The organism is Spirillospora sp. NPDC127506 (assembly GCF_040302145.1).
Taxonomy (GTDB): domain Bacteria; phylum Actinomycetota; class Actinomycetes; order Streptosporangiales; family Streptosporangiaceae; genus Spirillospora.
In genome coordinates this window covers 1-15,369 of record NZ_JBEORG010000063.1, presented here as the reverse complement: position 1 = coordinate 15,369, position 15,369 = coordinate 1, and the positions used below count along the sequence as shown (strand labels likewise).

The following is a 15,369-nucleotide window of genomic DNA, read 5'->3' as shown; positions in this document are numbered from 1 at the left end:
CCGGGCGGGGTCAGAGACCCGGGCGGACGGCGCCGTTGAAGTGGCGCTTGTAGTACTTCGTCAGCTTGATCTTCTTGACGCGCTTGCCGGAGCCGGGCGCGTGGATCATGTAGCCGTGGCCGGCGTAGACGCCGACGTGGGTGCGGCCGCTGTAGAAGAAGAGGAGGTCGCCCTTGACGGCGCCCTTCCAGGAGACCTTCTTCTTGACGGCGCGGTAGATCTGCTGGCTGGTGCGGGGCAGCTTCACCCCGGCCTTGCGCCAGGCGCCTCCGGCGAGGCCGGAGCAGTCCCAGGAGCCGGGACCGGTGCCGCCGTAGCGGTACGGGTCGCCGATCTGCTTCGCCGCGTACTTCACGGCGTAGGCCGCGCGCTTCTTCTGCTTGGCGGCCCGGGACTGCTTGGCGGAGACCTTCGCGACGGTCGTCACGGTGACGGCCCGCTGCTGCCGCGGCGCCGACGCCTGCGCGGGACCCGCGGCGAGGACCGACGCGCCGAGCGCCGCGGTCGTGGTGAGCGCGAGGCCACCAGTGGTGAATCCGGCCTTCAGGGGGTTGTTCCGAGGGGTATGCAGAATGACTCCAGACCTCGCGGGTGATGCCTACCGGGCAGCCGTCACCCCGCAGGCGTTCCGCGGGGGTTCGGTTGCCGCGGCCATTCCGCGGCGCCATTCGGCGGGACGCGGGAAAGCGATGGCCGCTTCCGGTTCCGTGCCTCTCGACTGCACGGATTCGGCGTCCGGCGGCGGCTTTCCGGCGGGGTCCCCGGGGGGACGACCCGGGGGTCCGCGCAGGCCGCCGTGATCGAGGCCGGCCGTGCGCGCCGCAGCCGCGCGTCGGGGTGCGTGTTCTGTTATCCGGGCGGCAGCTGTGCCGCATGAACCGGCAGGAACGTATGCAGACTCGGGCGGGCATGGCAAATCCCTCCGGGTATTTCGAGGCCGGCGCGGACCGGTGGGCAATCCCTCGCCCCTCCTTTGGCCTGCGTCGATTCCGATCGGCACGGGAAAAGTGTGAACTGGGTCACGAACCTCCGAATGAAGATCGATTACATGGTGCCTTCGCCGCCCCCGCGCCGGCACTCGAACCGCATTCTGTGGAAAACTCGTCCGCCGCCTCCTGGGCGATTTGTGGTGCATATCACGTATCGGTAAAGGGGTCTCTTGGTCGCCGCGACCGCCGTGTCACGCCCGGACGGCCGGCGTCCGCGGCGCCGATGACCGCCCGCGGTTACGGACGTGCACGATCATGGGATTCGGTTGAACCCTGGGGTTGACGGCGCCCTCCGGGCCGCCTGAAGTCAGAGGAGACGCAGGTGACGCCCGGGAGGAGTGCGGTGTTCGGCAAACCCGGTGATGGGTCGCGGAGAAGCCGCGAGATCGACGAAGGCGGCCGGCCGCGCGCCCGAGGGCGACGGCACCGGCCTGAACGGCTGCCCGAACACGGGTGGTCGCGCGCCCACGCGCGACTGGCCGGGCATGGGCGGTTGCGTGGAACTGGGCGGCTTGGCCCCTTGGCCGCTGGGCTGGTTCTGGTGGCGGGGCTCTTCGCCGGGCCTGTGCCGGGCGCGGCTGCGTCCGGTGGGCCCGCTACGGCGAAGTTCCCGCCCGGGTTCCTCTGGGGCGTGTCCACGTCCGGGTTCCAGAGCGAGGGGTTCTTCCCCGACAGCAACTGGACGCGGTATGCCGACCGCAAGGCCAGCGGGGTGACCGACCCCTACGGCAACTCGGTCGACTTCCGGCACCGCTACCCGTCCGACCTCAAGCTCGCCAAGGGGCTCGGGGTGAACGTGTTCCGGACGTCCATCGAGTGGGCCCGCATCGAGCCCCGCAGGGGCCACCGTGATCCGGAGGCGCTCGCCTACTACGACGACCTCGTGCGCCGGATCAAGGCGAACGGGATGCGGCCCATGCTCACCCTCGACCACTGGGTCTATCCCGGGTGGGTCGCCGACCAGGGAGCCTGGGACAACCCCCGTACGCAGGACGACTGGCTCCGCAACGCACAGTTCGTCGTCAACAGGTACAAGGGGCAGGGCGTCATCTGGATCACGTTCAACGAGGCCAGCGCCTACATCTACAAGGAGCTCACCACCCGCCCGATGGACTTCGGCCAGATGCTGAAGATGCGCGATGCCCTCCTCAAGACGCATCGGGCCGCCTACGACATGATTCACAAGGTCGACCCGGGCGCCCTCGTGTCCAGCAACGTCGCCTACGGGACGGCCATCAACGGCATCTTCGACGCTGCCCTGTTCAACGACGCCATCGACAAGCTCGACTTCATCGGCATCGACTACTACTACGGCGCCAACCTGGAGAACTTCACGGCGGTGTACGCGATCACCGGTGAGTTCTGGAAGATCGACCCCGAGCCGGAGGGCCTGTACTACGTCCTCAAGAACTACCAGCGGCGGCTCCCGAACCTGCCCGTCTATGTCGTCGAGAACGGCATGCCCACCGACAACGGCAAGCCGCGCGCGGACGGCTACACGCGCTCAGACCATCTCCGCGACCACATCTACTGGATCCAGCGCGCGATGGCCGACGGCGTCAAGATGATGGGCTACAACTACTGGAGCCTCACCGACAACTACGAGTGGGGCAGTTACCGCCCGCGGTTCGGCCTCTACACGGTGGACGCGCTGACAGATCCGACCTTGACGCGGCGTCCGACCGACGCCGTGCCCACATATCGGTCGATCATCGCCAACCGAGGCGTCCCGTCCGGGTATGTGCCGGTGCGCCGGCCCGGCTGGTGCTCGATCGAGGATCCCGTCGCGACCTGTTTCGGCACCACGCCGACGCCGCCCGCCGCGTACCGCGTCCCAGGGTGACCCCCGGGGATGGGGGAATGACCTGCGTGTCCCCGGGTACCGCCACGGCGACCGGAACCGACCAGGGGAACGCGTGGGGGACGTGCACACCGAGCCGATGGCCGCTACGCGCGGGTCCGGCACCGCCGGGCCGGGGCCGGGATCGGGCGGCGTCGCCGACGGCCTGCTCAACGCCCTGAAGCGCGCCGCCGCCGCGCTCCGCGACGCCGGGATCGGGTACGCGCTCGCCGGCGGGTTCGCCGCGTACGCGCACGGTGCGGCCGTGTCGACGCATGATGTCGACTTCGTGGTGCGCGAGCGCGACGTCCAGGTCGCCTTGGAGGCGCTCGCGTCGGTGGGCATGACGCATCTGGAGAGCCCGGAGAACTGGCTGGAGAAGGCGTACGACGGCGAGCACCTCATCGACCTGATCCACACCCCGTCCGGCCGCCCGGTGGACGGGGAGCTGCTGGGCCGGGCCGAGGACATGACGGTAGGGGCGGTGCTCATGCCGGTCCTGCCCGCCACCGACCTGATGGTGATGCGGCTGCTTGCGTTCACCGAGACCGCCTGCGACTTCAGCGGTTTCCTGCACGTCGGCCGGGCGCTGCGCGAGCAGGTGGACTGGCGGCGGGTGGCCGCGGAGACCGCCGAGTCCCCGTACGCGTACGCGTTCCTGGCGCTGCTGACCCGGCTGGACGTGATCGAGGGGGACGTGCTGTGAACGATGTGTCCGGATATCTGGCCGCGCACATTCAGGAGAGGCTCGCCGCGGAGGCGCACGAGCTCGGCATCCGGGTGGACGTCCGCGGCGACGTCGTCCACCTGCGCGGCGAGGTCGTGAGCGAGGAGCGGAGCCGGGACGTCGAGGACGCCGCCCGCGAGGCCGCCGAGGGCCGCGAGATCTGCAACGAGCTGCACGTCGTCGCGGTGCCCGAGCCCGACGGAGCGGAGCAGATCTCATGATCCGCGTCGCGGCGGCGGGCGACCTGCACGTCGGGCCGGAGGCGGCGGGGGCGTACCGGGCGCGGCTGGCCGCGCTCGCCGACCACGCGGACGTGCTGCTGGTCGCCGGCGACCTGACCCGGCACGGGACGGTCGAGGAGGGCGAGGTCGCGGCGGGCGAGCTGCGCGACCTCGGCGTGCCGGTCGTCGCCGTGCTGGGCAACCACGACTACCACTCCGATGAGGAGGACGACATCACGGCCGTGCTGCGGGACGCAGGCGTGACCGTCCTCGAAGGCGACGCGACCGTCCTGGACTGCGGCGGGACGACGCTCGGCGTCGCCGGCGGCAAGGGGTTCGGCGGCGGTTTCGAGGGCCGCTGCGCCAGCGACTTCGGCGAGCCCGAGATGAAGGCGTTCGTCCGGCACACCAAGGACTTCGCCGCGCGGCTCAACACGTCCCTCACCGACCTGGACACCGACGTCACGATCGCCCTGACCCACTACGCGCCCTGCGCGGACACCCTTGAAGGCGAGCCGCCGGAGATCTACCCCTTCCTCGGCAGCTACCTGCTGGGGGAGGCCATCGACTCCGCGGGCGCCGACCTCGCCATCCACGGGCACGCGCACAAGGGGACGGAGAAGGGCCTCACGTCCGGCGGGGTCCGCGTGCGGAACGTGGCTCTGCCGGTGATCCAGCACGCCTACGCCATGTACTGCCTGGAGGTGCCGGAGGCCGCGGATCGCGGTCCCACCCGGGAACGGGTGTCGGCCTGGTGACGTTCGCCTCTACGGGATGGGCGGGTGGACGATCGCGAGATCGCGCGGAGGGGAGTGATCTCCCGGTCGTCCCACCGCCCGTTCAGGCCGCGCGCAGCAGGTCCAGGACGGCCTGCTCGACAGGGCCCTGCGTGGCCAGCTCGCCCTCGGAGGCGTCCACGCCGAGGCGCCCGAGTGCGGGCGCGACCGTCACGCCGTCCTCGTAGAGCGTGATGATGCGCGGGTCGATGTAGGACGCCCGCGCCACGGCCGGGGTGTTGCCGAGGTAGGCGGCGACCTCCTTCACGACGCGGACGATGGCGCGCTTGCGGGCGGTGTCGCTGTCGCCGGCGCGCACCGACACCGCGAGCCCGACCGCGGCGAGCACGGTGGCGTGCCAGGTGCGGAAGTCCTTGGCGGTGAAGTCGCCGCCGGTGACCTCGCGGACATAGTCGTTGATGTCGGACGTGGTGACGTCGTGCCAGCCGTCCTTCGTCCGGTAGGCGAGCAGTTCGGGGCCGCCGTCGCGGCGCCGCTTGAGGCCGCTGACCACCCTGCACACGTTCTCCTCCGCGACCGCCCGGTACAGGTCCTTCGAGCCCTTGGCCGGGTACTCGAACGTCACCTCGCCGCGCCGGCACGTGACGTGCTCCCGCAGGACGGTCGCGAGCCCGAAGGTGCCGTTCTCCGCCGCGTACGACTCCCCGCCGATGCGGAAGAAGCCGAGGTCGATGAGGCGGACGGCCGCCGCCAGGACGCGCTCCCGCGTGTACCGCCGGCCCGTCAGGTGCTCGGCGATCGTGTGCCGGACCTTGGGGAGCCGTTCGGCCAGCTCCAGGACGTGCTCGTGCTTCTCCCGGTCGCGCTGTTCCCGCCACGCCTCGTGGTAGAGGTACTGGCGGCGTCCGGCCGCGTCGGTGCCCATCGCCTGGATGTGGCCGTCGCGGTCGGGGCAGATCCAGACGTCCTTCCAGGCCGGCGGGATGACGAGCGACCTGATGCGCTCCTTCTCCGCGGGGTCTCGCAGGGGACGGCCGTCGAGGCCGAGATACACGAACCCCTTGCCGGCTTTCCGCCGTCCGTAGCCGGCTTCTCCGGTGTCGCTACGTTGCAGTTCCATCAGCGCAGTTCCATCAGCGCGGTTCCATCAGCCCGGATGTATCTCCCCGCCGGCGGGGACGAGCGTCTGCCCGGTGTAGTACGAGGACAGGCGGTTGGAGGCGAAGAACACATACGACGGGGCGATCTCGTCGGGGTCGGCGGGACGTCCCATCGGCGCGTTCTTCCCGAAGGACTCGACGCGCTCCTCATCGAACGTCGCCGGGATCAGCGGCGTCCACACCGGCCCCGGCGCGACGCAGTTGACGCGGATCTCGCGGTCCATGAGGTTCTGCGCGAGGCTCGCGGCGAGCGTCATCACCGCGCTCTTGCTCGCGGAGTAGTCGATGAGCGACTTGTTGCCCCGCAGCCCGTTGATGGACCCCGTGATGATGATGGACGACCCCGGCCCCATGTGGTCCAGGGCCTCCTGGATCGTCCAGAAGACCGCGAAGACGTTCACCTCGAACGTCCGGCGGAGCTGCTCGCCGCCGATCTCCCGGACGTCCTTCACCGGCGCCTGCGTCCCGTGGTGCAGGACGAGCACGTCCATGCCGCCCAGCTGCCGGACGGTGTGCTCGACGACCTCGCGGCAGTGCCGCTCCTCGGCCATGTCGCCGCCGAACATGACGCAGCGCCGCCCCTCGGCCTCGACCAGGCCCGCGGTGCGCCGGGCGTCGTCGTCCTCCTCCAGGTACGTGATGGCGACGTCGGCGCCCTCCTTGGCGAACGCGACGGCGGTGGCGCGCCCGATGCCGGAGTCGCCGCCGGTGATCAGCGCGCGGCGGCCGTGCAGCAGGTCGGCGCCGGTGTAGTCGCGCATCTCGTCGCGGGGTTCGGGTGCCATGTCCCCTGTCCGGCCGGGGTAGGACTGGCTCTGCGGAGGGCGCTCGCTCATGTCCGGCGGGTGCCCGCCGCTGCGGGAAGCAAACGCGACCCCTATTGTAACTGGTGAGTAATAAGGCGCCTCCGCGATCCGCCGGGGTGTGAGCGGAGCGCCCGACGACGTCTGTATAGCATCACCCCGAACCACATTCGGTCCCTCACGTAAGGTGTCGCTTATGGACCTGAACGGAGTTTCCGCCGTCGTATCCGGTGGCGCGAGCGGCCTCGGTGAGGCCACCGTCCGCGCGCTGGCCGCCCGGGGCGTCAAGGTGGTCGTCGCCGACCTGAACGAGGACAAGGGCAAGGCCCTCGCCGACGAGGTCGGCGGCGTCTTCGTCAAGACCGACGTGTCCAGCGAGGAGCAGGTGCAGGCCGCGGTGCAGGCCGCCGTCGACACCGGCGCCCCGCTGCGCGTCATCGTCAACAGCGCCGGGATCGGCTGGGCCTCGCGGACCGTCGGCCGCGACGGCAGCCCGCACGACCTGGCCTCCTTCGAGACCGTCATCCGGGTCAACCTCATCGGCACCTTCAACCTGATGCGGATCGGCGCCGCCGCCATCGCCAAGACCGAGCCGGCCGACGCCGACGGCCAGCGCGGCGTGGTGATCAACACCGCGTCCGTCGCGGCGCTGGAGGGCCAGACCGGCCAGGTCGCCTACTCCGCGTCCAAGGGCGGCATCGTCGGCATGACGCTGCCGGCGGCGCGCGACCTCGCCGCGATCGGCGTCCGGGTCAACACCATCTGCCCGGGCATCATCGACACCCCGATCTACGGCCAGGGCGAGCAGGCCGAGGCGTTCAAGGCCAAGCTCGCCGCGCCCGTCCCGTTCCCGAAGCGGATGGGCAAGGCGTCGGAGTTCGCGCACCTCGTCCAGGCCCTGATCGAGAACGACTACATGAACGGCGAGACCATCCGCTTCGACGGCGGTATCCGCTTCCAGCCGAAGTGAGGCCCTGAATGACCGACGCAGTATCGCCCGAGGGGGGACGACCCCCCGGCACGAATGCTGTTCTGACCGAGGAAGAGGGCGCCGTCCTCATCGTCACCATCAACCGCCCCGAGGCCCGCAACGCGGTCAACGGCGAGGTGGCGCGGGGCATCGCGGCGGCCGTCGAGGAGCTGGAGTCCCGCAAGGACCTGTCCATCGGCATCCTCACCGGCGCCGGCGGGACGTTCTGCGCCGGCATGGACCTCAAGGGCTTCCTCACCGGCGACAACCCGGTCGTCGAGGGCCGCGGGTTCGCCGGCATCACCGAGCGCCCGCCGGCCAAGCCGATGATCGCCGCCATCGAGGGCTACGCCCTGGCCGGCGGCTGCGAGGTGGCGCTGTCCTGCGACATGATCGTGGCGGCGCGGGATGCCCAGTTCGGGCTGCCCGAGCCGAAGCGCGGCCTGGTCGCGGCGGGCGGCGGGCTGCTGCGCCTGCCGCAGCGCATCCCGTACCACATCGCCATGGAGATCGCCCTCACCGGCGACAAGTACCCGGCGGAGCGGATGGCCGAGCTCGGCTTCGTCAACCGGCTCGCCGAGCCGGGCGGCGCGCTCGCCGCGGCCAAGGAGCTGGCCCTCAAGGTCGCCGAGAACGCGCCGCTGGCGCTCGCGGCGACCAAGCGGGTCATCGTCGAGTCCGCGGACTGGACGAGCGAGGAGGCGTGGAAGAAGCAGCAGGAGATCACCCTGCCGGTCTTCACCTCCAAGGACGCCCAGGAGGGCCCGGCGGCGTTCGCCGAGAAGCGCAAGCCGAACTGGAAGGGCGAGTAGCCCGACCCGTGCAGGACGCCCGGAACCGCCCGGTTCCGGGCGTCTTGACGTCTGTGACTGGTGTGCCAGGTGCGTCCTGATGCGGCCGGGTGGGGGGTTCCCCTTACCACGGAGTAAGTAATGCCGTACTCTTTTGCGCACGCTTGCAGTGATCTTGGGAGTGGGAGCATATGAGACGCAACGCGGCGCTGGTGGTCGCCACCGTCCTGGCCTGCGGCGCCGGGACGGTCGCGGTGGCCGCCCCTGCGCACGCCGCCGGGTGGCGCGACATCGCCAGCGGAGCCCTGAACTACGACGGGAGCCTCGACCGGGTCGACTTCGGCGCGAAGAACGCCGGCTGGGCCGTCGGCGCGGCCGGGTCCTTCTTCAGCCCGCAGGCGAAGATCGTCCGCTGGACGGGCTCGGCGTGGGTCGCCGACCAGAGCCCGGTCGGCTTCACCCCGACCGACGTCGCCGTCGCGAGCGCGTCCAAGGCGTGGATCATCGGCTACAACCTCGGCGGCACCCTCGGCCTCTACTGGAACGGCACCAAGTGGAGCCAGGTCTCCTACCCGCTGGTGGGCTTCCCGACCGCCGTGTCCGCCGCGCCGGACGGCACCGCCTACTCCATCGCCGGGATCGACGCCGCCGCCGGCGGGCCGTCCGCCATCCTGCGCTGGACGGGCAGCGCGTGGGTCGACCCCAAGGTCCCGCTCCCGCCGTCCTCGTCCATCACGGCGGTGGACGTGCGGTCCAAGAACGACGTGTGGCTGGCGGGCACGACCTCCGCGACCGGTACGTCCGTCACCGGGCTGGTGATGCACTTCAACGGCACGTCCTGGAAGAGGATCGACGTCCCCGGCTCCCTGGGCGTCCCCGGCTTCCAGGGCACGCTGCACCGCATCGTCGCGGACTCGCCGACGAACGTCTACGTGCTGCGCGTCCGGCAGAACGCCCAGATCACCAACGCGATCCAGCGCTACGACGGCACGTCCTGGAAGACGATCAACACTCCGCTGAACGCGGCCGGCATCGGCCTGTCGTCGGACGGCAAGGGCGGCGTGGTCATGCTCCCGATCACGACCGGCACGAAGAGCCAGTACATGCACTACAACGGCTCGTCCTGGACGACGCTGAACGGCCCCGCCCGCACCGGCACCGTCCAGGTGACCGACGCCGACGCCCGCCCCGGCACGTCCGCGGTCGTCAGCGCCGGCACCGCCTCCCAGCCCAGCAAGAAGGTCCCGTTCATCGAGTACTTCAGCTGACCCGGACCGTCGCGAACGCCCGTCCCGCCGCCCGGCGGGGCGGGCGTTCCGCGCGCGGGCGGCGCGCCAGGCCGCGCCGGGGCCGCGCCGGGGTGTGCCGGGTCAGTCCCAGCGGGCCGAGCGCTGGCGTTTGATCGCGGAGCGGCGCTTCTTGTTCTCCAGGCGGCGCTCGTTGATGCCCCGCGGCACCTTCTTCGGGATGCGCTTCTTCGGGGGCGGCGCCGTCGCCTCGGCGAGGAGCGTCGCGAGGCGGGTGCGGGCGGCGTCGCGGTTGCGCTGCTGGGAGCGGTACTCCTCGGCGCGGATCGTGAGGACGCCGCGGACGAGGCGCCCGGACAGCCGGTCGAGGGCGCGGGCCCGCAGGTGCTCGGGCAGGGACGGGGAGTTCGCGACGTCGAAGGACAGCTCGGCGGCGGTGGCGCTGGTGTTGACGTGCTGGCCGCCCGGCCCCGAGGAGCGGGAGAAGCGCCAGCTGAGCTCGGACTCCGGGATGGAGACCGAGCCGCGGACGTGGATCTGGGCGGGCATGTCCCCATTGTCGCAGCAGCGCCGCGATCCCGTCGCCCGAATTACCCCCGGGTAGCAGCGACTGCAAGTACTTACTTACACTGCTGGCCATGACCGACGGAATCTTCACGGACGGCGACCTCATCCGCGTGATCGCGCAGGAGGGCGCGCTCATCGCGGCGGGCGGGGCGGCGTCGCTGCTGCAGACGGCCCATCCCAAGGTGGCGCAGGGCGTGTACGACCACAGCTACACGGCGGACGACCCGGCGCGGCGCCTGCGCAACACGATGGGCTGGCTCTACGTCGTCCAGTTCGGGACGCGGGAGGAGGCGGAGACCCTCAGCGCGCTCGTCACCAGGGGGCACGAGGCCATCACCGGCCCCGACTACGAGGCGAACGACCCCGAGCTGCAGGTGTGGGTCGCGGCGACGCTGTTCGCGGTCGCGGCGCAGTTCTACCAGGTGCTGTTCCGGCGGAGGTTCACGCGGGCCGAGCTTGAGGAGTTCTACGAGCAGAGCAAGGTCTACGCGACGATCCTGGGCTGCCCCGAGGACCGGATGCCGGCGACCTACCGGGACTTCCGCGAGTACTACGCGGGCATGCTGAACACCCTGGAGATCAGCGACGCGTCCCGGGCGGTCGCGGAGCAGGTGCTGCATCCGAAGCTGCCGGGCGGGCCGCTGAACGCGCCGGGCATGATGGCGATCCGGCTGCTCACGGCGGGGCTGATGCCGGAGCCGATCCGCGTCCAGTACGGGTGGAAGTGGACCAGGGCGCGGGAGCTGCGGTTCCGGCTGCTGCTGGCGGTGCTGGCCGCCGTGTACCCGCGCCTGCCGCTGCGGGTCCGGACCCTGCCCCGGGACGTCTACCTGCGCTCCACGCGCAAGATGCTGGCGAAGCTGAACCGCGGCCCGGCCGTACGGGCGCGCGGCTGAACGGCCGCGTGACCCACAGGCAGGTCACGCGGCCGTTCTCCCTTGCACGGCCCCCCCGCGCCCGGCCCGGCCGGGAGGACCTACTGCCCGCTCCGCCGCCCGTCCGCCCGCTCCCCCCAGAGCCTGGCCGGACGGTGGAACGGGTCAGACCGAAGCGCCGGCGATGATCTTGTCGGCGGTCTTCTTGGCGGTGTTGACGGGGATCGCGAAGCCGACCCCGATGTTCCCGTCGCCGCCCCCGGCCGTGGCGATCGCGGTGTTGATGCCGATCACCTGCCCGGACGCGTTGACCAGGGCGCCGCCGGAGTTCCCCGGGTTGATGGCGGCGTCGGTCTGGATGGCGTTCTCGATCATGGTCTGCTGCTCCTGGGACAGCCGTCCGCGCAGGCCCGGCGGGAGCTGCTGCTCGTCGCCGCCCTCCTGGATCCGCCGGCCCAGCGCGCTGACGATGCCGGACGTCACCGAGCCGTCCAGCCCGAGCGGGCTGCCCACGGCGAGGACCGGGTCGCCCACGGCGAGCCGGTCGCTGTCGCCGAGCGTCGCCGGCTTCAGGCCCGACACGCCGCGCGCCTTGATCACGGCGATGTCGCCGCCGGTGTCGGCGCCGAGCACCTGCGCCGCCGCGGTCCCGCCGTCGCCGAACTTCACCGCGACCTGCCGCGCCCCCGACACGACGTGCGCGTTCGTGAGGATCACGCCGTCGGAGCGCAGGATCACCCCGGAACCGGTCGCCGTGCCCGCGGCCGTGCGCGCCTGGATCGACACCACGCTCGGCTGAACGGCGGCAGCGACCTGTGCGGTCGTACTCCCGGCCGTACTCCCCGACGGGGCCCCGGACACCGCCGTCGGGCTCGCGTAGACGGTCTTCTCGTGCGTGAGCGCCAGCGTCACCGCCGCGCCCGCGCCGCCCGCCCCCAGGGCCAGCGCCGCGGCGGCCCCCACCGCCGCGAGCTTCTGCCGGGTCGTGCCGAACAGGCCCGTACTGGCCGGCTGCTCCGCCGCCGGGACGTCCTGCCGAGACCACTGCGCCTGCGCGGTGCCGTACGGGTCGCCGTACGGGTCGCCGTGCGGGTCACTCTGCGGCGCGAAGTGCGGTCTCTGCGGCTCCCATGGCGGCTGCCGCCGCGGCCGGTCGGTGTTCATCGGATCCCCCTGTCGTCCACTCACCGTCGAGAGTGCGCCGCGGGGCTGCAGGCCGCCTGGATCGAAGCTGAAAGTGTGCTGAAAGGCGATTTGACACGAAAAACCGCGACCGGGAGGACGTGCGGCGCCTCGTCCTCCCGGCCGCGGCGCCGGCCGCGACCCGGAAAGCTGGCCAGGGCGCGGACTCCCGGTCCCTGCCGAGCCCGGGGCGCGCCCTGTGCGGCCTACCTAACAGGACTTACCTGAACGTTCGCTGAATGCGGCCTATGTCGGTGCTAATGGGCCATGTCGTTGCTGATGGCTCATGTCGCTGCTAATCGTCATCGAGCGGTAGGACGACCCGGAACGTCGCCCCCTCGCCCGGCGTCGAGTCGGCCTCGACGACGCCCTCGTGCGCGGCGACGAGCGCGGCGACGATGGCGAGGCCGAGACCGGCGCCGCCGTAGTCGCGGGAGCGGGCCTCGTCCGCGCGGTAGAACCGCTCGAAGACGCGTTCGGCCTGCTCGGGCGCCAGCCCGGGCCCCTCGTCGGCGACCGTGACGACGGCCGCGGGGGCGCCGCGCAGCGTGCCCGGCGCGAGCCGCACCTCGGCCGGCGTGCCCTCGGGGGTGTGCGCGATCGCGTTGGTCAGCAGGTTCCCGATCACCTGGCGCAGCCGCGGCTCGTCCCCCCGCACCTGGTACGCCAGCCCGCCCTCGACTGAGAGGTCTATCTTGCGGTCGGGTGCCAGGACTCTCGCCTCCTGGACAGAGTCGGCGGCGACGGCGAGCAGGTCCACCGGGCGCCGCTCGATCGGCCGCTGCCGGTCCAGCCGGGCGAGCAGCAGCAGATCTTCGACGAGCAGGCCCATCCGGGACGCGGTCTCCTCGATCCGGCCGATCAGCCGGTCCAGCTCGGCGGGGCTGCGGGCCGCGCCCTGCCGGTAGAACTCGGCGAACCCGCGGATCGCGGTCAGCGGGGTGCGCAGCTCGTGGCTGGCGTCCGCGATGAACCGGCGCATCCGCTCCTCCGACCGCAGCGCCGTCTCCTCCGAGCGCCGCGCCGCCGCCTCCGACTCGGCGCGCGCCCGGAACGCCGCCTCGATCTGCCCGAGCATCGTGTTCAGCGACCGGCCGAGCCGCCCCATCTCGGTGCGCGGATCGGCCTCCGGGACGCGGCGGGACAGGTCCCCGGCCGCGATCGCCCCCGCGGTCTCCTCCACGGCGGCGAGCGGGCGCAGGCTCGCCCGGACGACCCACACGCCCAGCACGACCAGGACGGCGAGCACCAGCAGGCCCACGATCGCGTCGATCACCACCAGCCGCTGGACGGTGCGGTCCACCTCGTCCAGGCTGAACGCGAGGACGATGACGCCGCCGGGGATCGGCTCGGCCAGGATCCGCCACTGCGAGCCGCCCGTCCCGCGCACGGTGAACGGGCGGTCGATGTGCCTGCTCAGATCCTCGGGGAGCTTCGGATGGCCGGTCTCGCTCCACGCCGGGTTCTGCCCCAGGGCGTGGCCGTCGTTCGTGCGGACCTGCCCGTACATCTCGCTCGGGATGCGGACCTCGATGTGCTCCTCGCCGCGCTGCAGCTGCGGGATGACCTGCTCGATCGCGCGCCCCACCGAGCCGCGCAGCTGGTCGTCGGCCCGCCCGACCAGGTACTGGCGCAGCACCGACGCGCCCGCCGCGCTCATCACCGTGATCCCGAACGTGACGAGGACGAGCATCCCGGCGATCAGCTTGACGCGCAGCGACGTCCGCCCCCACAGCCGCTCCAGCGCGCGCCGCGGCGACCGGGACGGCGCGGCCGCGGCCGGGAGCCCCTCCCGTTCCGGCGCTCCCGGGCCGGCCGGCGCGGACGCCGGGACGCGCGCGGCCATCAGCCCGATCTCGACGGCTCGCGCAGGACGTACCCCACACCGCGCAGGGTGTGGATGAGGCGCGGCTCGGCGTTGTCCACCTTGCGGCGCAGCGCGGACACGTACGACTCGACGATGCCCGCGTCGCCGCGGAAGTCGTAGTTCCACACGTGGTCGAGGATCTGCGCCTTGGACACGACGCGGCCCGCGTTCGCCATGAAGTAGCGCAGGAGCTTGAACTCGGTCGGCGACAGCTGGATGGGCCTGCCGCCGCGCCACACCTCGTGGCTGTCCTCGTCCAGCTCGACGTCCGCGAACACCATGCGGGGCGGCGGCTCGGTCACGCCGCCGCGGAACCGGCGCAGCACGGCGCGGATGCGGGCGATGACCTCCTCCAGGCTGAACGGCTTGGTGACGTAGTCGTCGCCGCCGATCGTCAGCCCCTTGATCCGGTCCTGGACGGCGTCCCGCGCGGTGAGGAACAGCACCGGGGTGTGGTCGCCGCCGGAGCGCAGCCGCCGCGCGACGTCGAAGCCGTCGATGTCGGGCAGCATCACGTCCAGCACGATCAGGTCGGGACGGTGCCGCCGCGCCGACTGCACCGCGTCCGCGCCGTTGGTCGCCGTGACCACGTCGAAGCCGGTGAAGCGCAGACTGCCGGCGAGGAGCTCCAGGATGTTGGGCTCGTCCTCGACGACGAGCAGGGTCGCCTCCGCCGCCGTCTTGCCTCCGCCGTTCGCGGTCCGTTCAGTCACGTGCCCAGTCCCCCTCCACATCATCGCAGAGGATTCCAGCCGAACCTGAACGTGCCCTGAATGTCCGCAGAGGATCCGGTGAGCGCCCGTTACCGCTGGAGGGCGCGGATCGCCCGCATGGCCTCGCGGCGCGCGTCCCCGGACAGGACGTCGATGTAGACGCGGCCCTCCAGGTGACCGCACTCGTGCTGCAGGCAGCGCGCGAAGTAGCCGGTGCCCTCGACGCGGACGGGCTTGCCCCTGACGTCCACGCCCTCGACGACGGCGTGCGCGTAGCGGGGCGTCTCGAACCGCAGGCCGGGGAGGGACAGGCAGCCCTCCGGCTCGACGAGCTGCTCGCCGTCGGCGGCCACCAGCGTCGGGTTCACGACGTGGCCGACGTGCCGGCGGCCCTTGTCGTCCTCGCAGTCGTACACGAACAGCCGCAGGCCGACGCCGATCTGGTTCGCGGCCAGCCCGGCGCCGTCCTCCTCGTACATGGTGACGAACATGTCGTCGACGAGGCGCTCCAGGGAGGCGTCGAACGTCCGGACCGGGTCGCACTCCGTCCGCAGCACGGGGTCGCCGAGAAACCTGACCGCGCGGACCGTCCCGCCCCGCGCATGCTTGCGCTTCCTCACGCCCGGAATCCTATAGAGCGTCCGGCGGTGCGCCCGGCCCGCGAGAGGGGCCGGGCGCAC

16 protein-coding genes are annotated in these 15,369 nt (G+C 71.8%); 8 read left to right on the top strand and 8 right to left on the bottom strand.

The features are described 5' to 3' along the window. Nucleotides 1–10: 10 nt before the first annotated feature. Complete coding sequence (locus ABTW95_RS33595; protein WP_396450840.1) at nucleotides 11–427, bottom strand: C40 family peptidase; 417 nt, start codon at nucleotides 425–427, stop codon at nucleotides 11–13. A gap of 1,103 nt (nucleotides 428–1,530) precedes the next feature. Between ABTW95_RS33595 and ABTW95_RS33590 the strand changes: the two genes are divergently transcribed. The 4 genes from ABTW95_RS33590 to ABTW95_RS33575 all read left to right on the top strand — a co-directional run bounded on the left by ABTW95_RS33590 (nucleotide 1,531) and on the right by ABTW95_RS33575 (nucleotide 4,535). Further along, nucleotides 1,531–2,832 (top strand): glycoside hydrolase family 1 protein, encoded by a 1,302-nt coding sequence (locus ABTW95_RS33590; RefSeq protein ID WP_500228400.1) that lies wholly within the window; start codon nucleotides 1,531–1,533, stop codon nucleotides 2,830–2,832. Between the two features lie 73 nt (nucleotides 2,833–2,905). After that, entirely contained in the window at nucleotides 2,906–3,535 is a 630-nt protein-coding gene (locus ABTW95_RS33585; RefSeq protein WP_396450836.1) for a nucleotidyltransferase, read from the top strand. Beyond that, a complete protein-coding gene (locus ABTW95_RS33580; RefSeq protein ID WP_396450834.1) occupies nucleotides 3,532–3,777 on the top strand; it encodes a BON domain-containing protein in 246 nt (81 codons plus the stop codon). The genes ABTW95_RS33585 and ABTW95_RS33580 overlap by 4 nt, the downstream gene beginning before the upstream one ends. Further along, nucleotides 3,774–4,535, top strand: a complete 762-nt coding sequence (locus ABTW95_RS33575) for a metallophosphoesterase family protein (RefSeq protein WP_396450832.1) — start codon at nucleotides 3,774–3,776, stop codon at nucleotides 4,533–4,535. The genes ABTW95_RS33580 and ABTW95_RS33575 overlap by 4 nt, the downstream gene beginning before the upstream one ends. An 82-nt stretch (nucleotides 4,536–4,617) precedes the next feature. Here the strand turns inward: ABTW95_RS33575 and ABTW95_RS33570 are convergent, their stop codons facing one another. Together ABTW95_RS33570 and ABTW95_RS33565 are read right to left on the bottom strand one after the other, a co-directional pair. Continuing rightward, nucleotides 4,618–5,634, bottom strand: a complete 1,017-nt coding sequence (locus ABTW95_RS33570) for a DNA topoisomerase IB (RefSeq protein ID WP_500228399.1) — start codon at nucleotides 5,632–5,634, stop codon at nucleotides 4,618–4,620. Nucleotides 5,635–5,661: 27 nt separating this feature from the next. Next, the gene (locus tag ABTW95_RS33565; RefSeq protein ID WP_396450828.1) at nucleotides 5,662–6,459 is read right to left on the bottom strand and encodes an SDR family oxidoreductase; all 798 of its coding nucleotides are present in this window, start codon (nucleotides 6,457–6,459) and stop codon (nucleotides 5,662–5,664) included. A gap of 214 nt (nucleotides 6,460–6,673) precedes the next feature. Here ABTW95_RS33565 and ABTW95_RS33560 point away from each other — a divergent pair, with 214 nt between their 5' ends. The 3 genes from ABTW95_RS33560 to ABTW95_RS33550 all read left to right on the top strand — a co-directional run bounded on the left by ABTW95_RS33560 (nucleotide 6,674) and on the right by ABTW95_RS33550 (nucleotide 9,506). Further along, on the top strand, nucleotides 6,674–7,447 hold the full coding sequence (locus ABTW95_RS33560; protein WP_396450826.1) for an SDR family oxidoreductase: 774 nt from the start codon (nucleotides 6,674–6,676) through the stop codon (nucleotides 7,445–7,447). Between the two features lie 8 nt (nucleotides 7,448–7,455). Next, the gene (locus ABTW95_RS33555; RefSeq protein ID WP_396454654.1) at nucleotides 7,456–8,259 is read left to right on the top strand and encodes a crotonase/enoyl-CoA hydratase family protein; all 804 of its coding nucleotides are present in this window, start codon (nucleotides 7,456–7,458) and stop codon (nucleotides 8,257–8,259) included. Between the two features lie 170 nt (nucleotides 8,260–8,429). Next, nucleotides 8,430–9,506 (top strand): hypothetical protein, encoded by a 1,077-nt coding sequence (locus ABTW95_RS33550; protein ID WP_396450823.1) that lies wholly within the window; start codon nucleotides 8,430–8,432, stop codon nucleotides 9,504–9,506. A gap of 102 nt (nucleotides 9,507–9,608) precedes the next feature. On the opposite strand, the gene arfB is transcribed toward ABTW95_RS33550, so the two are convergent. Continuing rightward, nucleotides 9,609–10,034 (bottom strand): alternative ribosome rescue aminoacyl-tRNA hydrolase ArfB, encoded by a 426-nt coding sequence (arfB, locus tag ABTW95_RS33545; protein ID WP_396450822.1) that lies wholly within the window; start codon nucleotides 10,032–10,034, stop codon nucleotides 9,609–9,611. An 89-nt stretch (nucleotides 10,035–10,123) separates the two neighbouring features. On the opposite strand from arfB, the gene ABTW95_RS33540 reads away from it, so the two are divergent. Then, nucleotides 10,124–10,948 carry an oxygenase MpaB family protein gene (locus ABTW95_RS33540; RefSeq protein ID WP_396450820.1) on the top strand — a complete coding sequence of 275 codons (825 nt, stop codon included), beginning with the start codon at nucleotides 10,124–10,126 and terminating at the stop codon, nucleotides 10,946–10,948. 144 nt (nucleotides 10,949–11,092) lie between these two features. On the opposite strand, the gene ABTW95_RS33535 is transcribed toward ABTW95_RS33540, so the two are convergent. The 4 genes from ABTW95_RS33535 to def form a co-directional block, all read right to left on the bottom strand. After that, the gene (locus tag ABTW95_RS33535) at nucleotides 11,093–12,091 is read right to left on the bottom strand and encodes a S1C family serine protease (protein ID WP_500228398.1); all 999 of its coding nucleotides are present in this window, start codon (nucleotides 12,089–12,091) and stop codon (nucleotides 11,093–11,095) included. 313 nt (nucleotides 12,092–12,404) lie between these two features. Then, a complete protein-coding gene (locus ABTW95_RS33530; protein ID WP_396450817.1) occupies nucleotides 12,405–13,955 on the bottom strand; it encodes a sensor histidine kinase in 1,551 nt (516 codons plus the stop codon). After that, nucleotides 13,955–14,689, bottom strand: coding sequence for a response regulator transcription factor (locus tag ABTW95_RS33525; RefSeq protein ID WP_396450816.1), 735 nt, complete (start codon nucleotides 14,687–14,689; stop codon nucleotides 13,955–13,957). The genes ABTW95_RS33530 and ABTW95_RS33525 overlap by 1 nt, the downstream gene beginning before the upstream one ends. Before the next feature lie 89 nt (nucleotides 14,690–14,778). Beyond that, nucleotides 14,779–15,309: a peptide deformylase gene (gene def / locus ABTW95_RS33520; protein ID WP_396450814.1), complete on the bottom strand. Its 531-nt coding sequence runs from the start codon at nucleotides 15,307–15,309 to the stop codon at nucleotides 14,779–14,781. Between the last annotated feature and the right edge of the window lie 60 nt (nucleotides 15,310–15,369).

What these genes read in the sequence shown, in the direction of transcription:
- ABTW95_RS33540 (WP_396450820.1), top strand. Translation starts at nt 10,124, where the DNA reads ATGACCGACGGAATCTTCACGGACGGCGACCTCATCCGCGTGATCGCG.
- ABTW95_RS33550 (WP_396450823.1), top strand. Translation starts at nt 8,430, where the DNA reads ATGAGACGCAACGCGGCGCTGGTGGTCGCCACCGTCCTGGCCTGCGGC.
- ABTW95_RS33570 (WP_500228399.1), bottom strand. Translation starts at nt 5,634, where the DNA reads ATGGAACTGCAACGTAGCGACACCGGAGAAGCCGGCTACGGACGGCGG.
- arfB (WP_396450822.1), bottom strand. Translation starts at nt 10,034, where the DNA reads ATGCCCGCCCAGATCCACGTCCGCGGCTCGGTCTCCATCCCGGAGTCC.
- ABTW95_RS33575 (WP_396450832.1), top strand. Translation starts at nt 3,774, where the DNA reads ATGATCCGCGTCGCGGCGGCGGGCGACCTGCACGTCGGGCCGGAGGCG.
- ABTW95_RS33560 (WP_396450826.1), top strand. Translation starts at nt 6,674, where the DNA reads ATGGACCTGAACGGAGTTTCCGCCGTCGTATCCGGTGGCGCGAGCGGC.
- ABTW95_RS33555 (WP_396454654.1), top strand. Translation starts at nt 7,456, where the DNA reads ATGACCGACGCAGTATCGCCCGAGGGGGGACGACCCCCCGGCACGAAT.
- ABTW95_RS33535 (WP_500228398.1), bottom strand. Translation starts at nt 12,091, where the DNA reads ATGAACACCGACCGGCCGCGGCGGCAGCCGCCATGGGAGCCGCAGAGA.
- ABTW95_RS33565 (WP_396450828.1), bottom strand. Translation starts at nt 6,459, where the DNA reads ATGGCACCCGAACCCCGCGACGAGATGCGCGACTACACCGGCGCCGAC.
- ABTW95_RS33530 (WP_396450817.1), bottom strand. Translation starts at nt 13,955, where the DNA reads ATGGCCGCGCGCGTCCCGGCGTCCGCGCCGGCCGGCCCGGGAGCGCCG.